14 protein-coding genes are annotated in these 19,733 nt (G+C 63.6%); 8 read left to right on the top strand and 6 right to left on the bottom strand.

Features of this window, described 5'->3' with window-relative positions:
• Nucleotides 1–32 precede the first annotated feature (32 nt).
• A complete protein-coding gene (locus BCA01S_RS38530; protein WP_169740531.1) occupies nucleotides 33–215 on the top strand; it encodes a hypothetical protein in 183 nt (60 codons plus the stop codon).
• A 105-nt stretch (nucleotides 216–320) separates the two neighbouring features.
• Here the strand turns inward: BCA01S_RS38530 and tldD are convergent, their stop codons facing one another.
• The 3 genes from tldD to BCA01S_RS16860 form a co-directional block, all read right to left on the bottom strand.
• Nucleotides 321–1,787, bottom strand: a complete 1,467-nt coding sequence (gene tldD, locus BCA01S_RS16850) for a metalloprotease TldD (protein WP_027777904.1) — start codon at nucleotides 1,785–1,787, stop codon at nucleotides 321–323.
• 90 nt (nucleotides 1,788–1,877) lie between these two features.
• Nucleotides 1,878–2,774: a carbon-nitrogen hydrolase family protein gene (locus tag BCA01S_RS16855; protein WP_027777905.1), complete on the bottom strand. Its 897-nt coding sequence runs from the start codon at nucleotides 2,772–2,774 to the stop codon at nucleotides 1,878–1,880.
• Nucleotides 2,775–2,949: 175 nt separating this feature from the next.
• The gene (locus BCA01S_RS16860; RefSeq protein ID WP_027777906.1) at nucleotides 2,950–7,137 is read right to left on the bottom strand and encodes a YhdP family protein; all 4,188 of its coding nucleotides are present in this window, start codon (nucleotides 7,135–7,137) and stop codon (nucleotides 2,950–2,952) included.
• A gap of 204 nt (nucleotides 7,138–7,341) precedes the next feature.
• Here BCA01S_RS16860 and glnE point away from each other — a divergent pair, with 204 nt between their 5' ends.
• Complete coding sequence (glnE, locus tag BCA01S_RS16865) at nucleotides 7,342–10,140, top strand: bifunctional [glutamate--ammonia ligase]-adenylyl-L-tyrosine phosphorylase/[glutamate--ammonia-ligase] adenylyltransferase (protein WP_027777907.1); 2,799 nt, start codon at nucleotides 7,342–7,344, stop codon at nucleotides 10,138–10,140.
• A gap of 126 nt (nucleotides 10,141–10,266) precedes the next feature.
• On the opposite strand, the gene recN is transcribed toward glnE, so the two are convergent.
• Complete coding sequence (gene recN, locus BCA01S_RS16870; protein WP_027777908.1) at nucleotides 10,267–11,937, bottom strand: DNA repair protein RecN; 1,671 nt, start codon at nucleotides 11,935–11,937, stop codon at nucleotides 10,267–10,269.
• A 66-nt stretch (nucleotides 11,938–12,003) separates the two neighbouring features.
• Entirely contained in the window at nucleotides 12,004–12,906 is a 903-nt protein-coding gene (locus BCA01S_RS16875) for an NAD kinase (RefSeq protein WP_027777909.1), read from the bottom strand.
• Nucleotides 12,907–13,224: 318 nt separating this feature from the next.
• Between BCA01S_RS16875 and hrcA the strand changes: the two genes are divergently transcribed.
• The 3 genes from hrcA (at nucleotide 13,225) to BCA01S_RS16890 (ending at nucleotide 15,898) form a co-directional block, all read left to right on the top strand.
• Complete coding sequence (gene hrcA, locus BCA01S_RS16880) at nucleotides 13,225–14,244, top strand: heat-inducible transcriptional repressor HrcA (RefSeq protein ID WP_020069705.1); 1,020 nt, start codon at nucleotides 13,225–13,227, stop codon at nucleotides 14,242–14,244.
• Nucleotides 14,245–14,411: 167 nt separating this feature from the next.
• A complete protein-coding gene (hemH, locus tag BCA01S_RS16885) occupies nucleotides 14,412–15,482 on the top strand; it encodes a ferrochelatase (RefSeq protein WP_027777910.1) in 1,071 nt (356 codons plus the stop codon).
• Between the two features lie 8 nt (nucleotides 15,483–15,490).
• The gene (locus tag BCA01S_RS16890) at nucleotides 15,491–15,898 is read left to right on the top strand and encodes an RNA-binding S4 domain-containing protein (protein ID WP_020069707.1); all 408 of its coding nucleotides are present in this window, start codon (nucleotides 15,491–15,493) and stop codon (nucleotides 15,896–15,898) included.
• On the opposite strand, the gene BCA01S_RS38535 is transcribed toward BCA01S_RS16890, so the two are convergent.
• Complete coding sequence (locus tag BCA01S_RS38535) at nucleotides 15,870–16,031, bottom strand: hypothetical protein (protein WP_006047884.1); 162 nt, start codon at nucleotides 16,029–16,031, stop codon at nucleotides 15,870–15,872. The two genes, BCA01S_RS16890 and BCA01S_RS38535, sit on opposite strands and share 29 nt — an antisense overlap.
• Nucleotides 16,032–16,408: 377 nt before the next feature.
• On the opposite strand from BCA01S_RS38535, the gene grpE reads away from it, so the two are divergent.
• The 3 genes from grpE (at nucleotide 16,409) to dnaK (ending at nucleotide 19,634) form a co-directional block, all read left to right on the top strand.
• The gene (gene grpE / locus BCA01S_RS16900; protein WP_027777911.1) at nucleotides 16,409–16,993 is read left to right on the top strand and encodes a nucleotide exchange factor GrpE; all 585 of its coding nucleotides are present in this window, start codon (nucleotides 16,409–16,411) and stop codon (nucleotides 16,991–16,993) included.
• Between the two features lie 89 nt (nucleotides 16,994–17,082).
• Entirely contained in the window at nucleotides 17,083–17,523 is a 441-nt protein-coding gene (locus BCA01S_RS34925; RefSeq protein ID WP_042318761.1) for a thioredoxin family protein, read from the top strand.
• Between the two features lie 152 nt (nucleotides 17,524–17,675).
• Nucleotides 17,676–19,634 (top strand): molecular chaperone DnaK, encoded by a 1,959-nt coding sequence (dnaK, locus tag BCA01S_RS16910; RefSeq protein ID WP_020069710.1) that lies wholly within the window; start codon nucleotides 17,676–17,678, stop codon nucleotides 19,632–19,634.
• Nucleotides 19,635–19,733: the final 99 nt, after the last annotated feature.

Genomic DNA, 19,733 nt, shown 5'->3' on the forward strand with positions numbered 1-19,733 from the left:
CGTGTTCGCGCAGGCGGTGCGTGCAAAACATAATGTTCAAAGACGGAAGGCGAAAAAAAACCGCCAGACTCGCTGGCGGTTTTTCGGGAATTCTCGGTGTTCTACGTGCACTAACACCCCTCTCGATCCGCCAGCGGTCTGAGATACCAGAAAAAGTAAAAGTAAAACTTGGCGGACATGGCGAAATGGAGTCGCTGGTCAAAAAGGGTGAGTGACTTTATAACCCGGCTAAGCTCGATTGACAAGCAGCGGGGCGAGAAAATGCGGAAAACCCGCATGATTCATGCAGTTGATGCACGAATCATGCGGCGAGTGCAGTTTTAAGCCGTGCCCCCAACCGTCATCCGGTCGATGCGCAACGTCGGCTGCCCGACCCCGACCGGCACGCTCTGGCCTTCCTTGCCGCACACGCCAACGCCTGAATCGAGCTTCATGTCGTTGCCGATCATGCTGACGTATTTCAGCGATTCCGGACCGCTGCCGATCAGCGTCGCGCCCTTGACCGGGTACGTGATCTTGCCGTCTTCGATCATGTACGCCTCGGATGTCGAGAATACGAACTTGCCGTTGGTGATGTCGACCTGGCCGCCGCCGAAATTCACCGCGTACAAGCCGTTTTTCACGGATTCGATGATTTCCTGCGGGTCCTTGTCGCCGTTGAGCATGTACGTGTTGGTCATGCGCGGCATGGGCAGCGCCGCGTACGACTCACGGCGTGCATTGCCCGTGACCGGCATTTTCATCAGACGCGCGTTGAGCGTGTCCTGAATATAACCCTTGAGAATGCCGTCTTCGATCAGCGTCGTGCACTGCGTCGGATTGCCTTCGTCGTCGATGTTGAGCGAGCCGCGGCGGTTCGGCAGCGTGCCGTCGTCGACGACGGTCACGCCCTTGGCCGCGACCTGCTCGCCGATGCGTCCTGCAAACGCCGACGAACCCTTGCGATTGAAGTCGCCTTCCAGACCGTGGCCGATTGCTTCGTGCAGCAATACGCCGGGCCAGCCCGGTCCAAGCACGACAGTCATCGCGCCCGCCGGCGCCGGACGCGCTTCGAGGTTCACGAGCGCTGCGTGCACCGCGTCGTCGACGTAGCGCGACAGCACTTCGTCGGTGAAATAGCTGTAGTCGAAGCGGCCACCGCCGCCGCCGCTGCCGATCTCGCGGCGTCCGTTCTGCTCGGCGATCACCGTGACCGACACGCGCACGAGCGGACGGATATCCGCCGCGAACCCGCCGTCGCTGCGCGCGACCAGCACGACGTCGTATTCACCGGCGAGGCCCGCCATGACTTGCTGGATGCGCCGGTCGCGACCGCGCGCCATGTGTTCGATGCGCTCGAGCAGCTTGACCTTGGCGGTCGCGTCGAGCGAATGCAGAGGATCGGCGGGCAGGTATAGATCGCGCCCGGCAATGCCGGTCAACGACGACGCCACCTTGATCTTCTGCTTGCCGCCGCCCGCCTTGGCAATTGCACGTGTGGCGATTGCCGCCTGGCGGATCGCTTCGGGCGACAGGTCGTCCGAATACGCGAAAGCCGTGCGGTCGCCCGACACGGCGCGCACGCCGACGCCCTGGTCGATGCTGAAACTGCCCGACTTCACGATGCCTTCTTCCAGACTCCATGCTTCGCTGCGGGTTGCCTGGAAATACAGGTCCGCATAGTCGACGCGATGCGTGAAGATCTCAGCCAGCGTGCGGGTGAGCAGGGACTCGTCGAGACCGTAGGGCGTCAGGAGGATGTCCTTGGCGGTGGCGAGATTACGGATACCGGGTTCGATGATATTCATGCGAAGTATGTTCTGCTCGATACGAAGGATTCGGTTAGCGCCACCATCACTATATGGGTGAGGGGCGCCGCAGTTTCAATGTCAATGTGTCTAGCTGAGCACCCGGTGACGCCAGGCGGGCAGGCTCTGCCGCACTTCGTCGATACGCGTGCGCTCCAGCGTGCCAGCGACCACGCCGGCGCCTTCGTCACGCACTGCCACGATTTCCCCCCACGGGTCGATCAACATGCTGTGGCCCCACGTGCGGCGGCCATTCTCGTGCTTGCCGCCTTGCGCCGCGGCCAGCACATAGCACTGGTTTTCGACGGCGCGGGCGCGCAGCAGCATCTCCCAGTGCGCGTGGCCGGTCGTGTAGGTGAACGCCGATGGCACAACGATCAGCGCGCAATCGCCCATGCGCCGGTACAGCTCGGGAAAGCGCAGATCGTAGCAGACCGACAGACCGACACGGCCGAAGGGCGACTGGAAAGTACGAACCTCGTCACCGGGACAGATGGTGCGCGCCTCGTCGAACGATTCCTCGCCTTTCTCGAAGTTGAACAGATGAATCTTGTCGTAGCGGGCAGCCTCGTGTCCTTGCGGGTCGAATACGAGTGTGGTGTTCAACACTCGCGACGGTTCGGGCGCCGTGACCGGCAGCGTGCCGCCGATCACCCACAGCTTGTGGCGGCGCGCGGCATCCGCGAGAAAGCGCTGAATCGGGCCGTCGCGGTAAGCCTCGCGCACGGCGAGCTTGTCCGTGTCCTTGAAGCCCATGAAGCAGAAGTATTCCGGCAGGAGGACAAGCTGCGCGCCATCGGCCGCGGCTTCAGCAATCAGGCGCTCGGCGTCGGCCAGATTTCGCTCGCGATCCGGCGTGCTCACCATCTGCAGCGCCGCGACGCGAAACGTGCTTTGTGTGCCGCTTGCCTGCTCAAGCTGTGAATCGCCAGGTGCTGCGGCCGACAAGGCAGGGGACGAAGATGAAGAGACGTGTGTTTCGCTCATGAGCGTTTCGAGAAACTCCCGGCAAAGGCGGCGGCGCTAAGTTCCGGCGCGCCGCATACGTCGTTTGTGGCTGGCTCGGGCACCTGGGTTCGAATCTCGGTCGATCCGTAACCCACCGACAGCGTCGAACCCGCCGTCGACTTGAAGCTTGAGCCAAAGCTTCAACTGAAGACGCTTATTGCGCGACCGCGGTCGAAGCTGGAGCGTCCATCTTACCCCGATCGCTCTTGACCCGCTCGATGTGCGGTTTCGACCACGAACCGGTGATCGCGTACTCCCGCGCGAACGCGTGCGAGATGGATTGGCTAAACGCCAGATCCGCCACCAGCGCGCCCAGGCCGAGGAATGGATTGATTACCGCGGCCGCGACGACCGCTGCGCCGGCGCTCACCGTCGGCACGATCTGGACATGCAGATCCTGAGTTTCCTGAGCCAGATCGACGGAGCCTTTCATTTCGGCGCGGGCCGGCGCGGTCACCATCTCGAAGTTTTCGGTGCGGCCGATGCCGTTGCGAATCTGCGCGGTTCCCGTGACGTGCTCGAACGGCAGACCTTCGCCGATCACGTCGCGAAAACTCAGCGTCGCGAAGCGCGCGAGGCTTTGCAGACTAAGCACGCCGAGCAGCTTGGCGACGCCCGGATCGACCTTGAGAATCTGGCCGTGACGAAGATCGACGGCCATGTTGCCGTTTAGCGTCGGGTAGTCGATGGCGGTCGGGCCACCGCGCCACACCATCTTGCCCGATAGCGTGCCGCTGCCCGCCTTCAGCGTGCGCGGCTGGCCGAAGCGCTGGAGCAATCCGCCCGCGTCCTTGATGTCGAGCTTGAAATCGAACACGGTGCGCCGCGACGTGGTGTCGTCGGCGGAGTTGGCCAGTTCGGTCGAGGTGCGCCAGTTCGCCGTCGCAGAGAGCGTGGCCGAGGGATTTGCAATGTCCAGCTTGTCGAGTTGCCAGACGGGCACGCCGTCTTCGTTGAAATTGTGCGCCAGCACTTCGAGCCGGCCGATATCGCGGTCGCGCACGATCAGTTCGTTGACGACCAGATCGATCGACGGCATGTTCTGCACCGGAGCCGAAATAGCTTGACCGAGCAGATCCTTGTCGGCCACCGACGGAATCACGACGCGTGCAAAGCGCGCCTGCAGCGTGCCCGGCGACGCCTTGTCGGCGCCCGGCAGCCACGAAACGTGACCCGACACCTGATTGGAGGCGATATTCGCCTGCCATTTGGCATCCGCGTGCGAAGCGCCGACGATCACGCTGTCCCAATGGCGCTTGAGCAGCGTCAAAGTGCCGATGTGGAGCGCAAAGCGGCTCGGCAGGAACTGCGCGACAGTCGGGTTGGGGGTGGAAGGCGCGGCCGATTCAGCAGGCGCTTCCTTGTTGCGCATCTGTGTAACGAGCGCCCGCCATGCGTCGGCATCGAACGCTTCGAGGTCGACCGCGGCGATCACCCCTTCCGAGGGCAGGTCGGCCGGCCGGTTCACGCCGATTGCGCCGCGCAGCACCGTCGGCGGGCTTTTCGGCTTGTAGTCCAGCAAGTAGCGCGCGGCGATTGGACCAAAGTTCAGTTCCGCACGCTCCAGTCCGCTTTCGCCGGCAACCGTGGACGGCCCGGCGGCGAGCCGTAGCGGCATCGGTGCGCCGACCGGCTTGTTGAACGGTGCCGGAAAGTCGAGCGCGAGGCCGGTCAAGTCCGAGTTCACCGTGAGTTGCGGCAGCCTGCCTTTTGCGCCGCGCACATTGAGCGCGTAGGGTGCGCTGCCGCTCATGCGCGTGAGCACCTGGGCCGCCGGACCATGCAGGCCGAGACCGCGCGCCGCATCGACGGCCAGATGACCGTCCAGGTCGAGAGCGTAAGTGCCGTCCTGCTTCAGTCCGCCGCTTGCCCGCAGGTCGCCGCCAAGAAACTGCGCGGTGAGCCGGTCGGTCTGCGCGCTGCGTTCGGTAAAGTGCACTTTGCCCCTTAACTGCGACAGCGGCGGCACGTTTTCTACCGTCAGTCGATTATTCTCGAAGCCCAGCGCGCCTTCCACGCCGATATGCGGCTTGGGCGTGCGCGGAACCGTCAGCTTCAACGCGAGCGAGGCCGGCCCTTCGGCGCGGATCTTCTCGGTCTGGTGCCGCGCCATGATGCCGAGCGAGCTTTCGTTCACGTAGTCGAGCATGTCGGCGAGCGGCCCGAGCCCGTCGCCCTTGATCACGAGGTTCGACTCGCGCGTGCCGAGGTCGTCGATCCTGCCGTTCACGCCATGCAGCGCCACGCGTTTATAGCGTGCGCGGTCGATGTCGAAGCGCAACATCTTCTCTTTGAGTTCGAACACGCCGTCGATGCCGTCGAGCGGCGGCCACACGTTCGGCGTGCCGTTCCTCATCTTGCGCGGCGGGTATGGCGAAGGGTCGAATTTGCCGCCCTTGAACGGCGCGACAATGTGAAAGACGCCCGCGTCGGGATCGCGCGAGTAGGGAAACTTCGTCAGATCGCCATGTATCTCGATCGTCGCGCCGCGCGACATGCCGGCCTGCAAGCCGTGCCCGAGATAGATGCGCAGCTTTTCGCTGATGCTGGTCGGAAGATAGCGGGCGATGCGCGAGACCTGCGCGCGCTCGAAGTCCGCTTTCAGGTCAAGCGAGCCGCGGCCGTGGCCGGGGTTGCTGTAGTCGGCGGTGGCGCTCGCCGCGACGTCTGCATTCGAGACGCCGAAGTCGGCCAGTTTCACTGTGAACGCCGGGTGGTTGTCGCCGGGCGCTTTCTTGCCGATGGTCCAGTCGGCGCGACCGTGCAGATGGTCGAGCTTGAGGCGCGGATCGTCGAAGACGCCTGGCAGCGTGATCGCCACGTTGGACGTGTCGAGCAAAGCCGTACCGTGACGTTGATCGGCGTCGACACTGCCCCAAAGATTCTCGATACCCGGAATGCCAGCACGTGGGTGATTGCGCGCGGTGAGTCCAGGCGGCGGTTCTTGCGCGGCGAAGCTGATGCCTTGCAGGTCGCCCTTGAAGCGATAACGCTCGACTGGCTCGGCGCCCGTCGCGTGACGGTCGCCGCCAGGCTCGCCCGATTCCGGCTTGCCGCGTTCCACTTCGATCAGATAGTTGGCAACGATGCCGCGCGGGTTGTAGCGCACGAGACCGTTAAGAAGGGGCCGCGGCAGCGGTAACGCTCGGCTGAATTCCGCGAGAATGCCTAGGTCCACGCGGTCGCCCGACACGCTCATGAGCTGTCCGTTTTGCTGCGACGCTTTGCGATAGTGTCCGTCGAGCGTGCTGAACGTCAGTGTGCGCGTAAGCGGCGTGCCGTCCTCGAGCGGCGGCTGGCCGAGTTCGGCGCGCATGTCACTCAGTTGAAGCTTGTAGTCGCCCTGATCGACTTCCATGCGCCACCCGAAATGGGCGACCGGCACAAGCAGCTTGGGCTGCGTGGGCCGCACGCGTAACGCGACATCTGCGCCGGCCATCTGGCCGCTTGCCGACTTCATGCGGCCGTCGGCGAACTCGACCCAGATCGCGTTGTCGATGCGGCCGGCGAACGTTTCGATCGGAAACCTGACGTAACGCGCAAGCGTCGGCAGATCGACCGGCCCGGTCGACACATAGGCCTGTCCCTTCCAGTTGATCGGCTTGCCGATCGCCGCGAGCGGCGCGTGCCGGAAATGCGTGCGGAAATCGATTGGGCCGTGTAGCAAGCGGCCATCCGGCGGCGCTTGAAGGGCAAGACGGTGATCGTAGCCGTCGTTCAGGATCGCTATGCGGATGTCGCGCAGAGCGAGTTCCGGTTCGTCACGCTGGACGTCGCGCCAGCGCAGCACGCCACCGCGCACGACGATCGCCTGCTGTCGCACGAGCCACGTCGACAACGTGTCGTTGCCGCTGTGACGGGTCGGCACCGGCACGCCTGCGACCGAGAGTTCCCCGTCGCCGCCGCGCGCAATCAGCACATCCGGTTGATCGACGATCAGGCTGGAGAGCGTCGGATAGAACTGCCAGAGCGAGCGCCACGACAAGCTCGCGGTGGCGTGCGGTATGGTGAGCGCGGGTTTGCCTTCATGGTCTCGAATCACCAGATTAGTGATGTCGAGCCCTGGCTGGAACCCGCTCCAATGCGGCGCGAGCTTGCCGATGGTGAACTGCGCGTGCAGCTTTTCGGAGACGGCGGCTTCGATGCGCGGGCGGAAAGCGTCGGCGCGCGGCAGCACCACATAGCGCAAGCCGAGGTACAGTCCCGCAGCGATGAAATAGAGGACGAGCGCCAGCGCCAGAACGACGTGAAGAGTCCGGCGCAGCACGACGTGGTCGCTTCCGCTCAGAGGCCGGGCCTGCCCGGTTTCCTGCGGGTCGGCGGATTCGTTTCGCTCGGACATGCTGCGGCGGGTGGGCGTATGGTAGTTTTGCGATTTAACGACGAAATGTAACACACGGGAAAGCGTCGGCAGGACTTCGTATAGGCCCTGTCAGCACGCCGCCGCGCGAGCCTCATCGGCGTCCGGGAAGTCGCGGTGCGACGAAGCGGCATGCCTCTGGCGCACAGTCCCCGACAACCAAGCAACGAGCGAGCCAGACCTTTGATGACTCACGCTACTCTTCCGAGTTCCGACTATTCGCACTACGCGGCGCGCGCCGCCGCGGCGCATCCCAAACTCGCCGTGCAGGTGGCGGAGCTTGCGTCCGCGCCGTTGACCCGCGAGCGCATCGACGCCCGCTTTGACACGCTCTGCGCGGAGGCCGCCGGCGGCGCTGCCGCTCCCTTGACCGAAGAGGCACTGAAACGGGCTCTGCGCCGGTTGCGCACCGAGGTGTTTTGCGCCGTGATGGAGCGCGACCTGGCTGGCGAGGCGGACGTCGCCGAAGTCACCGGAGCGATGACCGATCTGGCCGAGACGACGATCCAGCGCGCGCTCGCCGTTCTTTCCGCCGAACTCGAGGCGCTCTTTGGCGAGCCCCGCGGCCCGCAAGGCGAGCGGCTCACGCTGGGTGTGGTCGGCATGGGCAAGCTCGGCGGTCGGGAACTGAACGTGTCGTCGGACATCGACTTGATCTTCATTTATGAAGAGGACGGCGAGACCGCCGGCGGGCAGCGCGCGGCGATCGCCACGCAGGACTTTTTCACGCGCCTCGGCAAGCGGCTGATCGGCGCTCTCGCCGAAGTCACCGCCGACGGCTATGTGTTTCGCGTCGACATGCGTTTGCGCCCGAACGGCGATTCGGGGCCGCTCGTATGCAGTCTCGGCATGCTCGAAGAGTACTTCTATGTGCAGGGCCGCGAGTGGGAACGCTATGCATGGATCAAGGGCCGGCTGGTTTCCGAAGCCACGAGCGAGGCGGCGCGGCGTCTCTCGAAACAGCTCGATGCGATCGTCACGCCGTTCGTCTATCGCCGTTATCTCGACTTCGGCGTGATCAGCGCGATTCGCGCGTTGCATCTGCAGATTCGCCAGGAGGCACAGCGCCGCGCGTCGATGCGCCCGGACAAGGCCGACGACATCAAGCTGGGGCGCGGTGGCATCCGCGAAATCGAATTCAGCGCGCAGGTGTTCCAGTTGATCCGCGGCGGTCAGGACGCCGGTTTTCGTGTGCGTCCGACGCTCGCCGTGTTGCGTCACGCCGCGACGCATGGGTTGATCGACACGTCGGTCTGCGTGAAGCTTTCGCAGGCGTATCGGTTCCTGCGCGAACTGGAACACCGGCTGCAATATCGCAACGACGCGCAAACTCATGCGATGCCCGTCGATCCCGAGGACCGGGCGGCGCTCGCCCGTGCCATGGGCTGCGACGACTATCCGACGTTGATGGCCCGGCTCGACGCGCACCGTGAGCTTGTCGAACAGCAGTTCGATCAGATATTTGCCGACAAGGTAAGCGGCCGCGATGGCTGCGGCGCCCCCGAAGACGGCGCGGCGGCCTGGGTCTGGAGCAGCGCACTCTCGGACGACAGCGCGGAAGATGCGTTGCGCGCGCGTATCGTCGAACTGGGTGTGGCGGAGCCGGGCGATCTGCTCGCGCGGCTGCGCGGCGTGTGGCAATCGTCGCGTTACGCGGGGCTCGCGGAGCGCAGCCGGCAGCGTTTCGACATCGTCGCGCAGCGCGCGCTCGAAGCCGCGCGCACGCTGGAGCCGCCCGAGCGGCGCGGCGATACGCTCGCGCGTCTTTTCGATCTGCTCGAAGCGGTGAGCCGGCGCGGTGCGTACCTGGCGCTGCTGACCGAGTACCCGCAAGCGCTGCATCGGGTGTTGTCGGTGCTGGGCGCCTCGCGCTGGGCGGCCGGCTATCTGATCCGCCATCCGCAATTGCTCGACGAACTGCTCGACGACGAGGCGATCAACAGTCCATTTGACTGGTCCGAGTTCAAGCGCACGTTGCGCTTGCGGCTGGCCGCCGCGGACGGCGTCGAGCAGCAAATGGACTTGCTGCGCCACGCGCACCAGGCAGAAGTGTTCCGTATTCTGCTGATCGACCTTGCCGGCAAGCTGAGCGTCGAACATGTGAGCGACCGCCTGTCCGAACTCGCCGATGCTGTGCTCGATGTGACGCTCGAAGCCGTGTGGAACCAGTTGCCGAAGCGCCATCGCCAGGTGCCGCGTTTCACGGTGATCGCATACGGCAAGCTGGGCGGCAAAGAGTTGGGCTATGCGTCCGACCTCGACGTCATTTTCCTCTACGACGATCCCGACGACGCCGCAGCCGATATCTATTCCACGTACACCCGCCGGCTCATTACCTGGCTGACCACGGCCACCGGCGCAGGCACATTGTTCGATATCGACCTGCGCCTGCGGCCGAACGGCGAGTCGGGTTTGCTCGTCACCGATCTGGACGCGTTCCGCCGCTATCAACTGCGCGAGGGCGACGCAGCCAACACCGCATGGGTCTGGGAGCACCAGGCACTAACCCGCGCGCGTTACTGTGCGGGCGACGCGCAGATCGGCGCGCAGTTCGAGGCGATCCGCGAACAGGTGTTGACCACGCCGCGCGACGCCAGGCAGCTTGCCGCCGAGATAGTCGAGATGCGCGAGCGGGTGATCGCCGGGCACCCTAACCATACGACGCTGTTCGACCTCAAGCATGATCGCGGCGGCATGGTGGATATCGAATTCACCGTGCAGTACTGGGTCTTGCTGCACGCGGCGCGCGATCCCGAATTGATCCGCAATACCGGGAACATTGCTCTGCTGCGCGAAGTGTCGCGCCTCGGGCTGATGAGCGAGGCCGAAGCCGAGACGGTCGGCGCGGCTTACCGCACGTACCGGAAGTTGCAGCATAAGTTGCGGCTGGATGGGATGGAGAAGGCGCGCGTGGAGCCGGCTCTCGTCGCGACGGAACGCGATGCCGTGCTCGGGCTTTGGGAGCGGGTGTTCGGCGAGGGTTGAAGGAGACGTGCGTCATGGCGGGCCGCGGCCCAAGCGCGGGTTGCCGGCGCTTTGTCCCGTGCCGCTTCGGCGGTAAAGACCTGTGCCCGCGCTGAAGGCCGGGCCTTCGCCGCAGCCTTGGGACTACTAAGCCGCCAGCATTTCCTTCGCGTGCTTGCGAGTGGTCGGTGTGATTTCGAGCCCGCCGAGCATTCGCGCGACTTCTTCCACGCGGCTCGCCTTGTCGAGGGAAACGACGCTGCTTACCGTACCGCCCTTGCCGTTGCCGGTCTTCGCCACCTGGAAATGATGGTCGCCCCGTGCGGCGACCTGCGGCAAATGCGTCACGCAAAGCACCTGGCGCGCTTCTCCGAGTTGATGCAGTAGCCGTCCGACCACTTCGGCGACGCCGCCGCCAATGCCCGTATCCACTTCGTCGAAGATCAGCGTGGGCGTCGGGCTTGCGGCGCTTGCGATCACGGCCAGCGCAAGGCTGATCCGCGCGAGTTCGCCACCCGATGCGACCTTGGCAAGCGGCCGCAGCGGCACGCCTGCATGCCCGGCGACGCGGAATTCGACCTGCTCCAAACCATGCGCGCCGCCCTCCGGCAGCGGCACGAGCGCTACTTCGAAGCTGCCGCCTTTCATCGACAGTTCCTGCATACCGGTGGTGACCGCCGCGCCGAGGGCCTTGCCGGCCTTTGCGCGTGCCTTGGACAGCTTTTTGGCTTCCGCGACGAATGCCTCGTGCGCCTTTGCTTCTGCTGCATGCAGGCTATCGAGGTCGGCGGCAGCGTCTAGCGCGGCAAGCTGCGCACGGCGCGTTTCATGTTCATCGGGCAGCGTTTCGGGCTGCAAGCGAAACTTGCGCGCCGCCGAATGCAATGCGTCGAGGCGCTTTTCGACCTGGGCGAGCCGGTCGGGATCGAGTTCGAGCTTTTGTGCGTAATGGCTCAGCGAGTACGCAGCTTCCTGAAGCTGGATCTCTGCGGGTTCGAGCGCGGCCAGTACGTCGTTCAAGGCCGGATCGATTTCCGCGAGATCGCGCACCTTCGACACGATCGACGCAAGATGCGTGATCATTGCTTCGTCCGATTCGGATAACGCAGTCAGCGCGCCCTGCACGCCGTCGATCAGGTTCGCCGAATGCGACAGCCGCCGATGCTCCGCGTTAACCTCTTCCCATTCGCCAGGCTGGGGCGACAGCTTGTCCAGCTCCGCAAGCTGCCAGGCAAGCCGCTCGCGTTCCAGTTGCAACTCGCGGTCGCGCGTTTGCGCATGCTCGACCGCCTGAACCTTCTCGCGCCATGTGCGCCACGCGCGCGTGACGCCCGCGGAAAGTTCGCTCAGGCCTGCGTGGGTATCGAACAGTTCGCGTTGGGCGTCGGGACGCATCAGCAACTGGTGCGCGTGCTGGCCATGAATGTCCACCAGCATTTCGCCGACCTCGCGCAGTTGCGCCAATGTCGCGGCCGTGCCGTTGATGAAAGCGCGCGACCGCCCATTTGCATCCACCACGCGGCGCAGCATCACGGTGCCGCCGTTCTGGCCGTCGGCTGCCGACGCGGCGAACGCCTGCTCGTCGAGCCACTGATCCACCTGCGCGTGTGTGTCGAATTCCGCGGTGATGTCGGCGCGGCTCTCGCCGGTGCGAACGACGCTCGCGTCAGCGCGCGCGCCGAGCGCGAGCGCCAGCGCGTCGATGAGGATCGACTTGCCGGCGCCGGTCTCGCCGGAAAAAACGGTAAAGCCGCTGTCGAATTCGAGATCGAGCGCGGCGACGATGACGAAGTCGCGTATCGAGAGGTGGCGAAGCATGAAGGTGGTCTGTGAGCCTGATATTCGGGTTTCTCTAGCGGCGCTTGTATCCCGGCATTCCGCCGGTCAGAGCTTGTCGTCTTCTTCGTGCGATGGGTATTCGTTCCAGTGCAGCTTCTTGCGCAGCGTCGCGTAATAGCTGTAGCCGACCGGATGCAGCATTGGCACCGTATGACGCGAGCGGCGCACTTCGATCGAGTCGCCCAGTTCGAGCGACGTAAACGACTGCATGTCGAAATTGACGTTGACCTCGCGCCCGGAAACGATCTGGATACTGACCTTCGAGTCGTCCGGCAGCACGATTGGCCGGTTCGACAGCGCGTGCGGCGCGATCGGCACGAGTACGATGCCCTGCAACTGCGGATGAAGAATCGGCCCTTGCGACGACAGCGCGTAAGCCGTCGAGCCGGTGGGCGTGGCGACGATCAGGCCGTCCGAGCGCTGGTTGTACATGAAGCGCCCGTCCACCGAAACGTGCAGTTCCGCCATGCCGGAGAAGCCGCTGCGATTGACCACCACGTCGTTGAAGGCAAGCGCGTGGTAGATCGGACTGCCCTGGCGCATGATGCGCGCCTCCAGCAGCACGCGCTCCTCGCGTTCGAAGTTGCCCGCCAGCATTTGCGGCACGATCTCGCTCATGTCCGAGATCGGGATGTCGGTAATGAAGCCCAGCCGGCCGTGGTTGATGCCGATGAGCGGAGTGCGGTAAGGCGCCAGTTGCCGCCCGATGCCCAGCATTGTGCCGTCGCCGCCCAGCACGATCGCCACATCTGCACGCGCGCCGATCTCGGCCGGACGCAGCGCCGGATACTCGGTGACGCCGATTTCCGCGGCGGTGTCGGCTTCGAAAAAGACTTCGAAGCCGCGCTTCGCGATGCAGGAGGCGAGCGCCGTCAGGGGCTCGCGAATACCCGGGGTGTTGTTGCGCCCGACGAGCGCCACGGTCTTGAACTGGCTGGTTACTTGCATGCCGGCATTACACCATAGGTAAGGCCCGAAAAGAACCGCGCGCGGACCCGGCGGCCCGCCGGCACGGGCGGGCCGCCAGCGCAGTTAGGGATTATCGTTAGAATGGTGAAGCCTTGATGACATGTGCGCCCCGCAAACTGCAACGGCGCGCTGCGGGCGGGGCCGTCAGCAACAGGGCTGGCGGCGCCCCGGACCGAACGCGGCACCGGGCGCTGAAACCGGCGCAAGAGGCAGTCCTGGCGAGCGGCGGTTGATCCGCCGGTGTTGGGCGCCGTTAGCGCTCGCGGTAGTCGCACCATTGAGCTAAAATTTTCCGTCATGCTAGATCCTCGCGCACAAACCCTCCTAAAAACTCTGATCGAGCGCTACATTGCCGAAGGTCAGCCGGTCGGCTCGCGCACGCTGTCGCGCTATTCCGGCCTGGAGTTGAGTCCGGCGACCATCCGCAACGTCATGTCGGATCTCGAGGATCTGGGCCTTGTGATCAGCCCGCATACTTCGGCTGGACGCATTCCCACGCCGCGCGGCTACCGGCTTTTTGTCGACACAATGTTGACTGTCGAGTCGGCCGCAGACGAAGAAGCAGTCACGCGTACCGTCAAGACTACGCTGCAGGCCGGCGAGCCACAGAAAATCGTCGCCGCGGCGGCGAGCGTGCTCTCGAATCTGTCGCAGTTCGCCGGTGTCGTGCTCACGCCGCGGCGCAGCCACGTGTTCAAGCAGATCGAATTCATGCGCCTGTCCGACAAGCGCATTCTGCTGATCATCGTTACGCCCGAAGGCGACGTGCAGAACCGCATGATGGCGACCCAGCGCGACTTCACGCCGTCCGAACTGGTCGAAGCATCCAACTACATCAACGCCCACTTCGCCGGTCTTTCTTTCGACGAAGTGCGCCGCCGCCTGCGCGAAGAGATCGACCAGTTGCGCGGCGACATGACCACGCTCATGCACGCGGCCGTCACCGCGAGCACCGACGAATCGGACACTGGCGAGACCGTGCTCATTTCGGGCGAGCGCAATCTGCTCGAGGTCGCGGATCTTTCCTCGGACATGGCGCGCTTGCGCAAGCTCTTTGATGTGTTCGACCAAAAGACCAGTCTCCTTCAGTTGCTGGATGTGTCGAGTCATGCGGCTGGCGTGCAGATCTTCATAGGCGGCGAGTCGAACCTCGTGCCTATCGAGGAAATGAGCGTCGTTACCGCGCCGTACGAGGTGAATGGCAAGATCGTCGGAACACTTGGCGTGATCGGACCCACGCGAATGGCCTACAACCGCGTGATCCCGATCGTGGACATCACCGCGAGACTGCTCTCGCTGACCCTCAGCCAGCAGTAGCGCCTCGCCGCTGCCGCGTTTCATCCAGCACATGATGCGCGAGCCGGCGCCGCCTGCCAATTGGCCGAACGGCCAGGGGTCTCCAGGGCGCGCGGCCACGAGGCGCGCCGCTATAATGAATCCCACCTGATTCCACTTCCCGCCTTGTGCGGTTATTCCTGCTGCCTATGCGCTTCGACCTCGAGCGGCCCTCGCAGAACGCCACGTCGCACCGCGTTGCCGTGCTGCTGATCAATCTCGGCACGCCCGACGCGCCAACGCCTCGAGCGGTTCGCCGCTATCTCGCGCAGTTCCTGTCCGATCCTCGCGTGGTAGAAATTCCGGCGCTGCTGTGGCAAATCATTTTGCGGCTTCTGATCCTGCCGTTCCGGGGCCGCGCATCCGCGAAGAAATATGCGGCCGTGTGGATGCCCGAAGGCTCGCCGCTGCGCGTCTATACGGAAAAGCAGGTGGAAGGTTTGCGCCACCTGCTGCAATTGAATGACTACACGGTGCTCGTCGAGTACGCAATGCGCTACGGCACGCCCGGCATCCCGGCCATGCTCAATCAGCTGAAGCTCGCCGGTGCCGAACGGGTGCTGCTGATGCCGATGTATCCGCAGTACTCGTCGTCGACCACGGCGACCGCGTTCGACGACGCGTTCTCCGCCCTCAAGCGCATGCGTAACCAGCCCGAGATCCGCACGGTGCGCCAGTACGCCGATCATCCCGCGTATATTTCAGCGCTCGCTGCGCAGGTACACCAGTATTGGCATCTCCATGGTCGTCCGGATTTCGCGGCCGGCGACAAGCTCGTTCTCAGTTTTCATGGCGTGCCCAAGCGAACGCTCGATCTTGGCGATCCGTACCACGAGCAGTGCCAGACGACCGGCGCGCTGCTGATGCAGGCGCTCGGCCTGACGCCGGTGGAATGCCGGATCACCTTCCAGTCGCGTTTCGGCAAGGCGGAGTGGTTGCAGCCGTACACGGCACCCACGCTGAAGGAACTCGGGGCGGCAGGCGTGCGGCGTGCTGACGTATTTTGTCCCGGCTTCACCGCCGACTGTCTCGAGACGATCGAGGAGATCGGCATGGAAGTGCGCGACGAGTTCCTGCATGCTGGCGGCAAGGAGTTTCATCGCATTCCTTGCGTGAACGCGTCGCAGGCGTGGATTGCCGCGCTTGGCGAAATCGTCGCGCAGAATCTGCAAGGCTGGCCGGTGCAGGCGGTTCCCGTACCGCATCACACTCCGGCTTGAGCACGCATATGAACTACCGAATTTCGACGGAACCGGGCGCGAAGCTGCGCATCGACAAGTGGCTTTGGGCAGCACGCTTCTTCAAGACGCGCTCGCTTGCCGCCGACGCGGTCGAGAAGGGGCGTGTGCGCATAGGCGGAGCCAACGTGAAGCCGGCCAAGGACGTGCGGGTCGGCGATCTCGTCGAGATCGAAATCGAGCGGTTCGTATGGCAGGTGCAGGTGCTGGGCGTGTGCGACGTGCGCGGCCCAGCGAGCGTCGCGCAGACGCTTTACGCCGAGACGGACGAGAGCCGGCAAAAGCGGCAGGCCGAGCACGAGCGCCGCAAGACGTATCGCGAGCCGGCCGAGGCACTACACGGCCGCCCGACCAAGCGCGACCGCCGGACTATCGACAGATTTTCAGGTGGGGATTGAACAGTTGTTCCATGGTCGCGTTCACGCCGCCGTATTCGGTTGTGTGATCGTTGACCGCCCCAGACATACAGATGGTCGTGGTGCCCGCAACGAGTACCAGTGCGACCACCGAGATTGCAAAGGTCAGTTTCACGGTACCCCCTTTTGGGATGGTGCGGAAAAGAAACGAGCTAGCCAGGTGGAAATTGCAAAAAGGCGGAAAGGTTTATGTCGGATTAGGGTTAACGCTGTTTTCCGCCGCGTAACTGGAGCATAGGTCACTTGCACGCCGCGCTCAATCTGAATCTGATCGCAGCGCTCTCATGGTTGTAACCGCGCGTTTCGGCGTGGCCTGCCGGTTTGAAAATTTCGGCGGAGACGCTTGAAAACGCGCGTTTGCGGCCCAACCTGCCATTTCGATACGTGGTAGCGCGCCTGGATAACTGTCGCGATTTTGCAACGCACAAATCGCGTTGGTGTCATGCGCCGTTGCTGCCGTTGGCTTTTAATTTTTTAACGACTTTTAGCGACATGGAAAACACGCAAGAGAACCCGACGAGCCAGAATCCCACGCCCGCGGACGAAACCGCGCGCCAGGCCGCCGAGGCGGTCACGCCGGAGCAGGAAGCCGCTGCGAGCGTCGCCACGGACACGCCGGCAACGGGTGCGGAAGCTGCATTGACCGAAGCGCAGGCGAAGATCGCCGAATTGCAGGAAAGCTTTCTGCGCGCGAAGGCCGAGACGGAAAACGTGCGCCGCCGCGCGCAAGAAGACGTTGCGAAGGCGCACAAGTTTGCCATCGAGAGCTTCGCGGAGCACCTGCTGCCGGTGATCGACAGTCTGGAAGCAGCCGTCGCTCACTCGACCGACGATCTTCAGAAAGTGCGCGAAGGTGTCGAACTCACGCTGCGTCAGCTCACAGGCGCGCTGGAGAAGGGCCGCGTCGTCGCGCTGAATCCGGTGGGCGAGAAGTTCGACCCGCACCGCCATCAGGCTATCTCCATGGTGCCGGCCGACCAGGAGCCGAATACGGTTGTCGCCGTGTTGCAAAAGGGCTTCGTGATCGCGGATCGCGTGCTGCGCCCGGCGCTCGTCACTGTCGCTGCGCCGAAGTAAGGCCGGTTTGCTCCGTTTTCGGTTCGGATTCCGCTCGCGTTTGCCGTACAGAGCCGTAGACAACAGATAGGCACCAGGTAGGCATCGTCATGGCCAAGATTCCCGTCGACGCAACCGCGTTTTCGGCGTTTGACATGCAGGAGCTAAGCGCCGAATCATTCGACGCCAGTCTCGCCGAAGCGGGTGACCAACTCGCGGTGGTGTTCTTCTGGGGACTCGACTGCTTCAACTGCGAGATCGCCAAAAAGGCCATGCTCGCTCAACCGGACGCGATCCGTGCGCTCGGCTTGCGGTGGTTTCACAGCAATGTCTACGAGCACCGCGAACTTGGCCGGCGTTTCATGCTTCATGGTGTGCCGACGTGGTTCTTTTTCCACCGCGGCAAACGGCTGGGTCGGGCGACCGGCTGGCACGGCCTCGCGCAGTTCGAGGCGGCGGTTGCCGCGGCGCGCGAGAAAATCCGCTCGGCCAAAGCGGCAGTTGGTGCGCAAGCCGACGGAGCGGATTCGGGCAAAAGTCCGGTCGATTGAAAAAAATTAAAGACCGCATCGCAAAAGAGGTCTTGAAAACGATGCGGACGCACTTATGTTGAGTGCAGGTATGAATTTAGGGCGGATTGCCTTGCCGCCAGACGGCAAACAGGGCGATTCCCGCAGCGATCAAAGTCAGGAGATTAGTAAAAATGGGCAAAATCATCGGTATCGACCTCGGCACGACCAACTCGTGCGTGGCGATCATGGAAGGCAATTCGGTCAAGGTGATCGAGAACTCGGAAGGTGCGCGCACCACGCCGTCGATCATCGCCTACATGGAAGACGGCGAGATTCTCGTCGGCGCGCCTGCCAAGCGTCAGTCGGTCACGAACCCGAAGAACACGCTGTACGCAGTTAAGCGCCTGATCGGCCGCCGGTTCGAAGAGAAGGAAGTTCAGAAAGACATTGGCCTCATGCCGTACAAGATCATGAAGGCCGATAACGGCGACGCATGGGTCGAAGTACGCGATCAGAAGCTGGCTCCGCCGCAGATCTCCGCGGAAGTGCTGCGCAAGATGAAGAAGACCGCTGAAGACTACCTCGGCGAGCCGGTCACCGAAGCCGTGATCACGGTTCCCGCGTACTTCAACGACAGCCAGCGTCAGGCAACCAAAGATGCAGGCCGCATCGCCGGTCTGGAAGTCAAGCGCATCATCAACGAACCGACCGCAGCCGCGCTCGCGTTCGGTCTCGACAAGAACGAGAAGGGTGACCGCAAGATCGCCGTGTATGACCTGGGCGGCGGTACGTTCGACGTGTCGATCATCGAAATCGCGGATGTCGACGGTGAAAAGCAGTTCGAAGTGCTGTCCACGAACGGCGATACGTTCCTCGGCGGTGAAGACTTCGACCAGCGCATCATCGACTACATCATCGGCGAGTTCAAGAAAGAGCAGGGCGTCGATCTGTCGAAAGACGTGCTCGCACTGCAGCGCCTGAAGGAATCGGCTGAGAAGGCGAAGATCGAACTGTCGTCGAGCCAGCAAACCGAAATAAACCTGCCGTACATCACGGCCGACGCGTCGGGTCCGAAGCACTTGAACCTGAAGATCACGCGCGCCAAGCTCGAAGCGCTGGTTGAAGAACTGATCGAACGCACGATCGAACCGTGCCGCGTCGCTATCAAGGACGCAGGCGTGAAGGTCGGCGAAATCGACGACGTGATTCTGGTCGGCGGTATGACCCGCATGCCGAAGGTGCAGGAAAAGGTTAAGGAATTCTTCGGCAAGGATCCGCGCCGCGACGTGAACCCGGACGAAGCCGTGGCCGTTGGCGCCGCGATTCAGGGCCAGGTGTTGTCCGGCGACCGCAAGGACGTTCTGCTGCTCGACGTGACTCCGTTGTCACTCGGCATTGAAACGCTCGGCGGCGTGATGACGAAGATGATCAACAAGAACACCACGATCCCGACCAAGCATTCGCAGGTCTACTCGACGGCTGACGACAATCAGAGCGCCGTGACGATCAAGGTGTATCAGGGCGAACGCGAAATGGCGGCGGGCAACAAGCTGCTGGGCGAGTTCAACCTTGAAGGCATTCCGCCGGCACCGCGCGGCACGCCGCAGATCGAAGTGAGCTTCGACATCGACGCGAACGGCATTCTGCACGTCGGCGCGAAAGACAAGGCGACCGGCAAGGAAAACCGCATCACGATCAAGGCGAACTCGGGTCTGTCCGAAGCCGAAATCGAGAAGATGGTGAAGGACGCCGAAGCGAACGCGGAAGAAGATCACAAGCTGCGTGAGCTGGCCGACGCCCGCAACCAGGGCGACGCGCTCGTCCACAGCACGAAGAAGGCGCTCACCGAGTACGGCGACAAGCTGGAAGCCGGCGAGAAGGAAAAGATCGAAACCGCGCTGAAGGACCTGGAAGACGCTCTGAAGAGCGGTTCGACCGACAAGGCCGCACTCGAAGCCAAGATCGAAGCGGTGGCGACTGCCTCGCAGAAGATGGGCGAAAAGATGTACGCCGACATGCAGGCTGCGCAAGGTGCCGAAGCTGCGGCAGCAGGCGCGGCGGGCGCGAGCGCGGGCCCGTCGGCTGGTGGCGCGAGCCAGCAGCAGGACGACGTGGTCGACGCCGACTTCAAGGAAGTCAAGAAAGACTAAAGCCAGGTCGCATTCCGACCGTAAAGCCGCACACGGGTTTTGTGTGCGGCCCGGCTGCACGAAGCACCGCGGGCATCTGGACGCGGGAACGTGCAAGAG

This window comes from Paraburkholderia caledonica NBRC 102488 (assembly GCF_000685095.1).
Classification (GTDB): domain Bacteria; phylum Pseudomonadota; class Gammaproteobacteria; order Burkholderiales; family Burkholderiaceae; genus Paraburkholderia; species Paraburkholderia caledonica.

Excerpts from the sequence above, each read along its gene's own strand:
- BCA01S_RS38530 (WP_169740531.1), top strand. The coding sequence starts at position 33 with ATGTTCAAAGACGGAAGGCGAAAAAAAACCGCCAGACTCGCTGGCGGT.
- tldD (WP_027777904.1), bottom strand. The coding sequence starts at position 1,787 with ATGAATATCATCGAACCCGGTATCCGTAATCTCGCCACCGCCAAGGAC.
- BCA01S_RS16855 (WP_027777905.1), bottom strand. The coding sequence starts at position 2,774 with ATGAGCGAAACACACGTCTCTTCATCTTCGTCCCCTGCCTTGTCGGCC.
- BCA01S_RS16860 (WP_027777906.1), bottom strand. The coding sequence starts at position 7,137 with ATGTCCGAGCGAAACGAATCCGCCGACCCGCAGGAAACCGGGCAGGCC.
- glnE (WP_027777907.1), top strand. The coding sequence starts at position 7,342 with ATGACTCACGCTACTCTTCCGAGTTCCGACTATTCGCACTACGCGGCG.
- recN (WP_027777908.1), bottom strand. The coding sequence starts at position 11,937 with ATGCTTCGCCACCTCTCGATACGCGACTTCGTCATCGTCGCCGCGCTC.
- BCA01S_RS16875 (WP_027777909.1), bottom strand. The coding sequence starts at position 12,906 with ATGCAAGTAACCAGCCAGTTCAAGACCGTGGCGCTCGTCGGGCGCAAC.
- hrcA (WP_020069705.1), top strand. The coding sequence starts at position 13,225 with ATGCTAGATCCTCGCGCACAAACCCTCCTAAAAACTCTGATCGAGCGC.
- hemH (WP_027777910.1), top strand. The coding sequence starts at position 14,412 with ATGCGCTTCGACCTCGAGCGGCCCTCGCAGAACGCCACGTCGCACCGC.
- BCA01S_RS16890 (WP_020069707.1), top strand. The coding sequence starts at position 15,491 with ATGAACTACCGAATTTCGACGGAACCGGGCGCGAAGCTGCGCATCGAC.
- grpE (WP_027777911.1), top strand. The coding sequence starts at position 16,409 with ATGGAAAACACGCAAGAGAACCCGACGAGCCAGAATCCCACGCCCGCG.
- BCA01S_RS34925 (WP_042318761.1), top strand. The coding sequence starts at position 17,083 with ATGGCCAAGATTCCCGTCGACGCAACCGCGTTTTCGGCGTTTGACATG.
- dnaK (WP_020069710.1), top strand. The coding sequence starts at position 17,676 with ATGGGCAAAATCATCGGTATCGACCTCGGCACGACCAACTCGTGCGTG.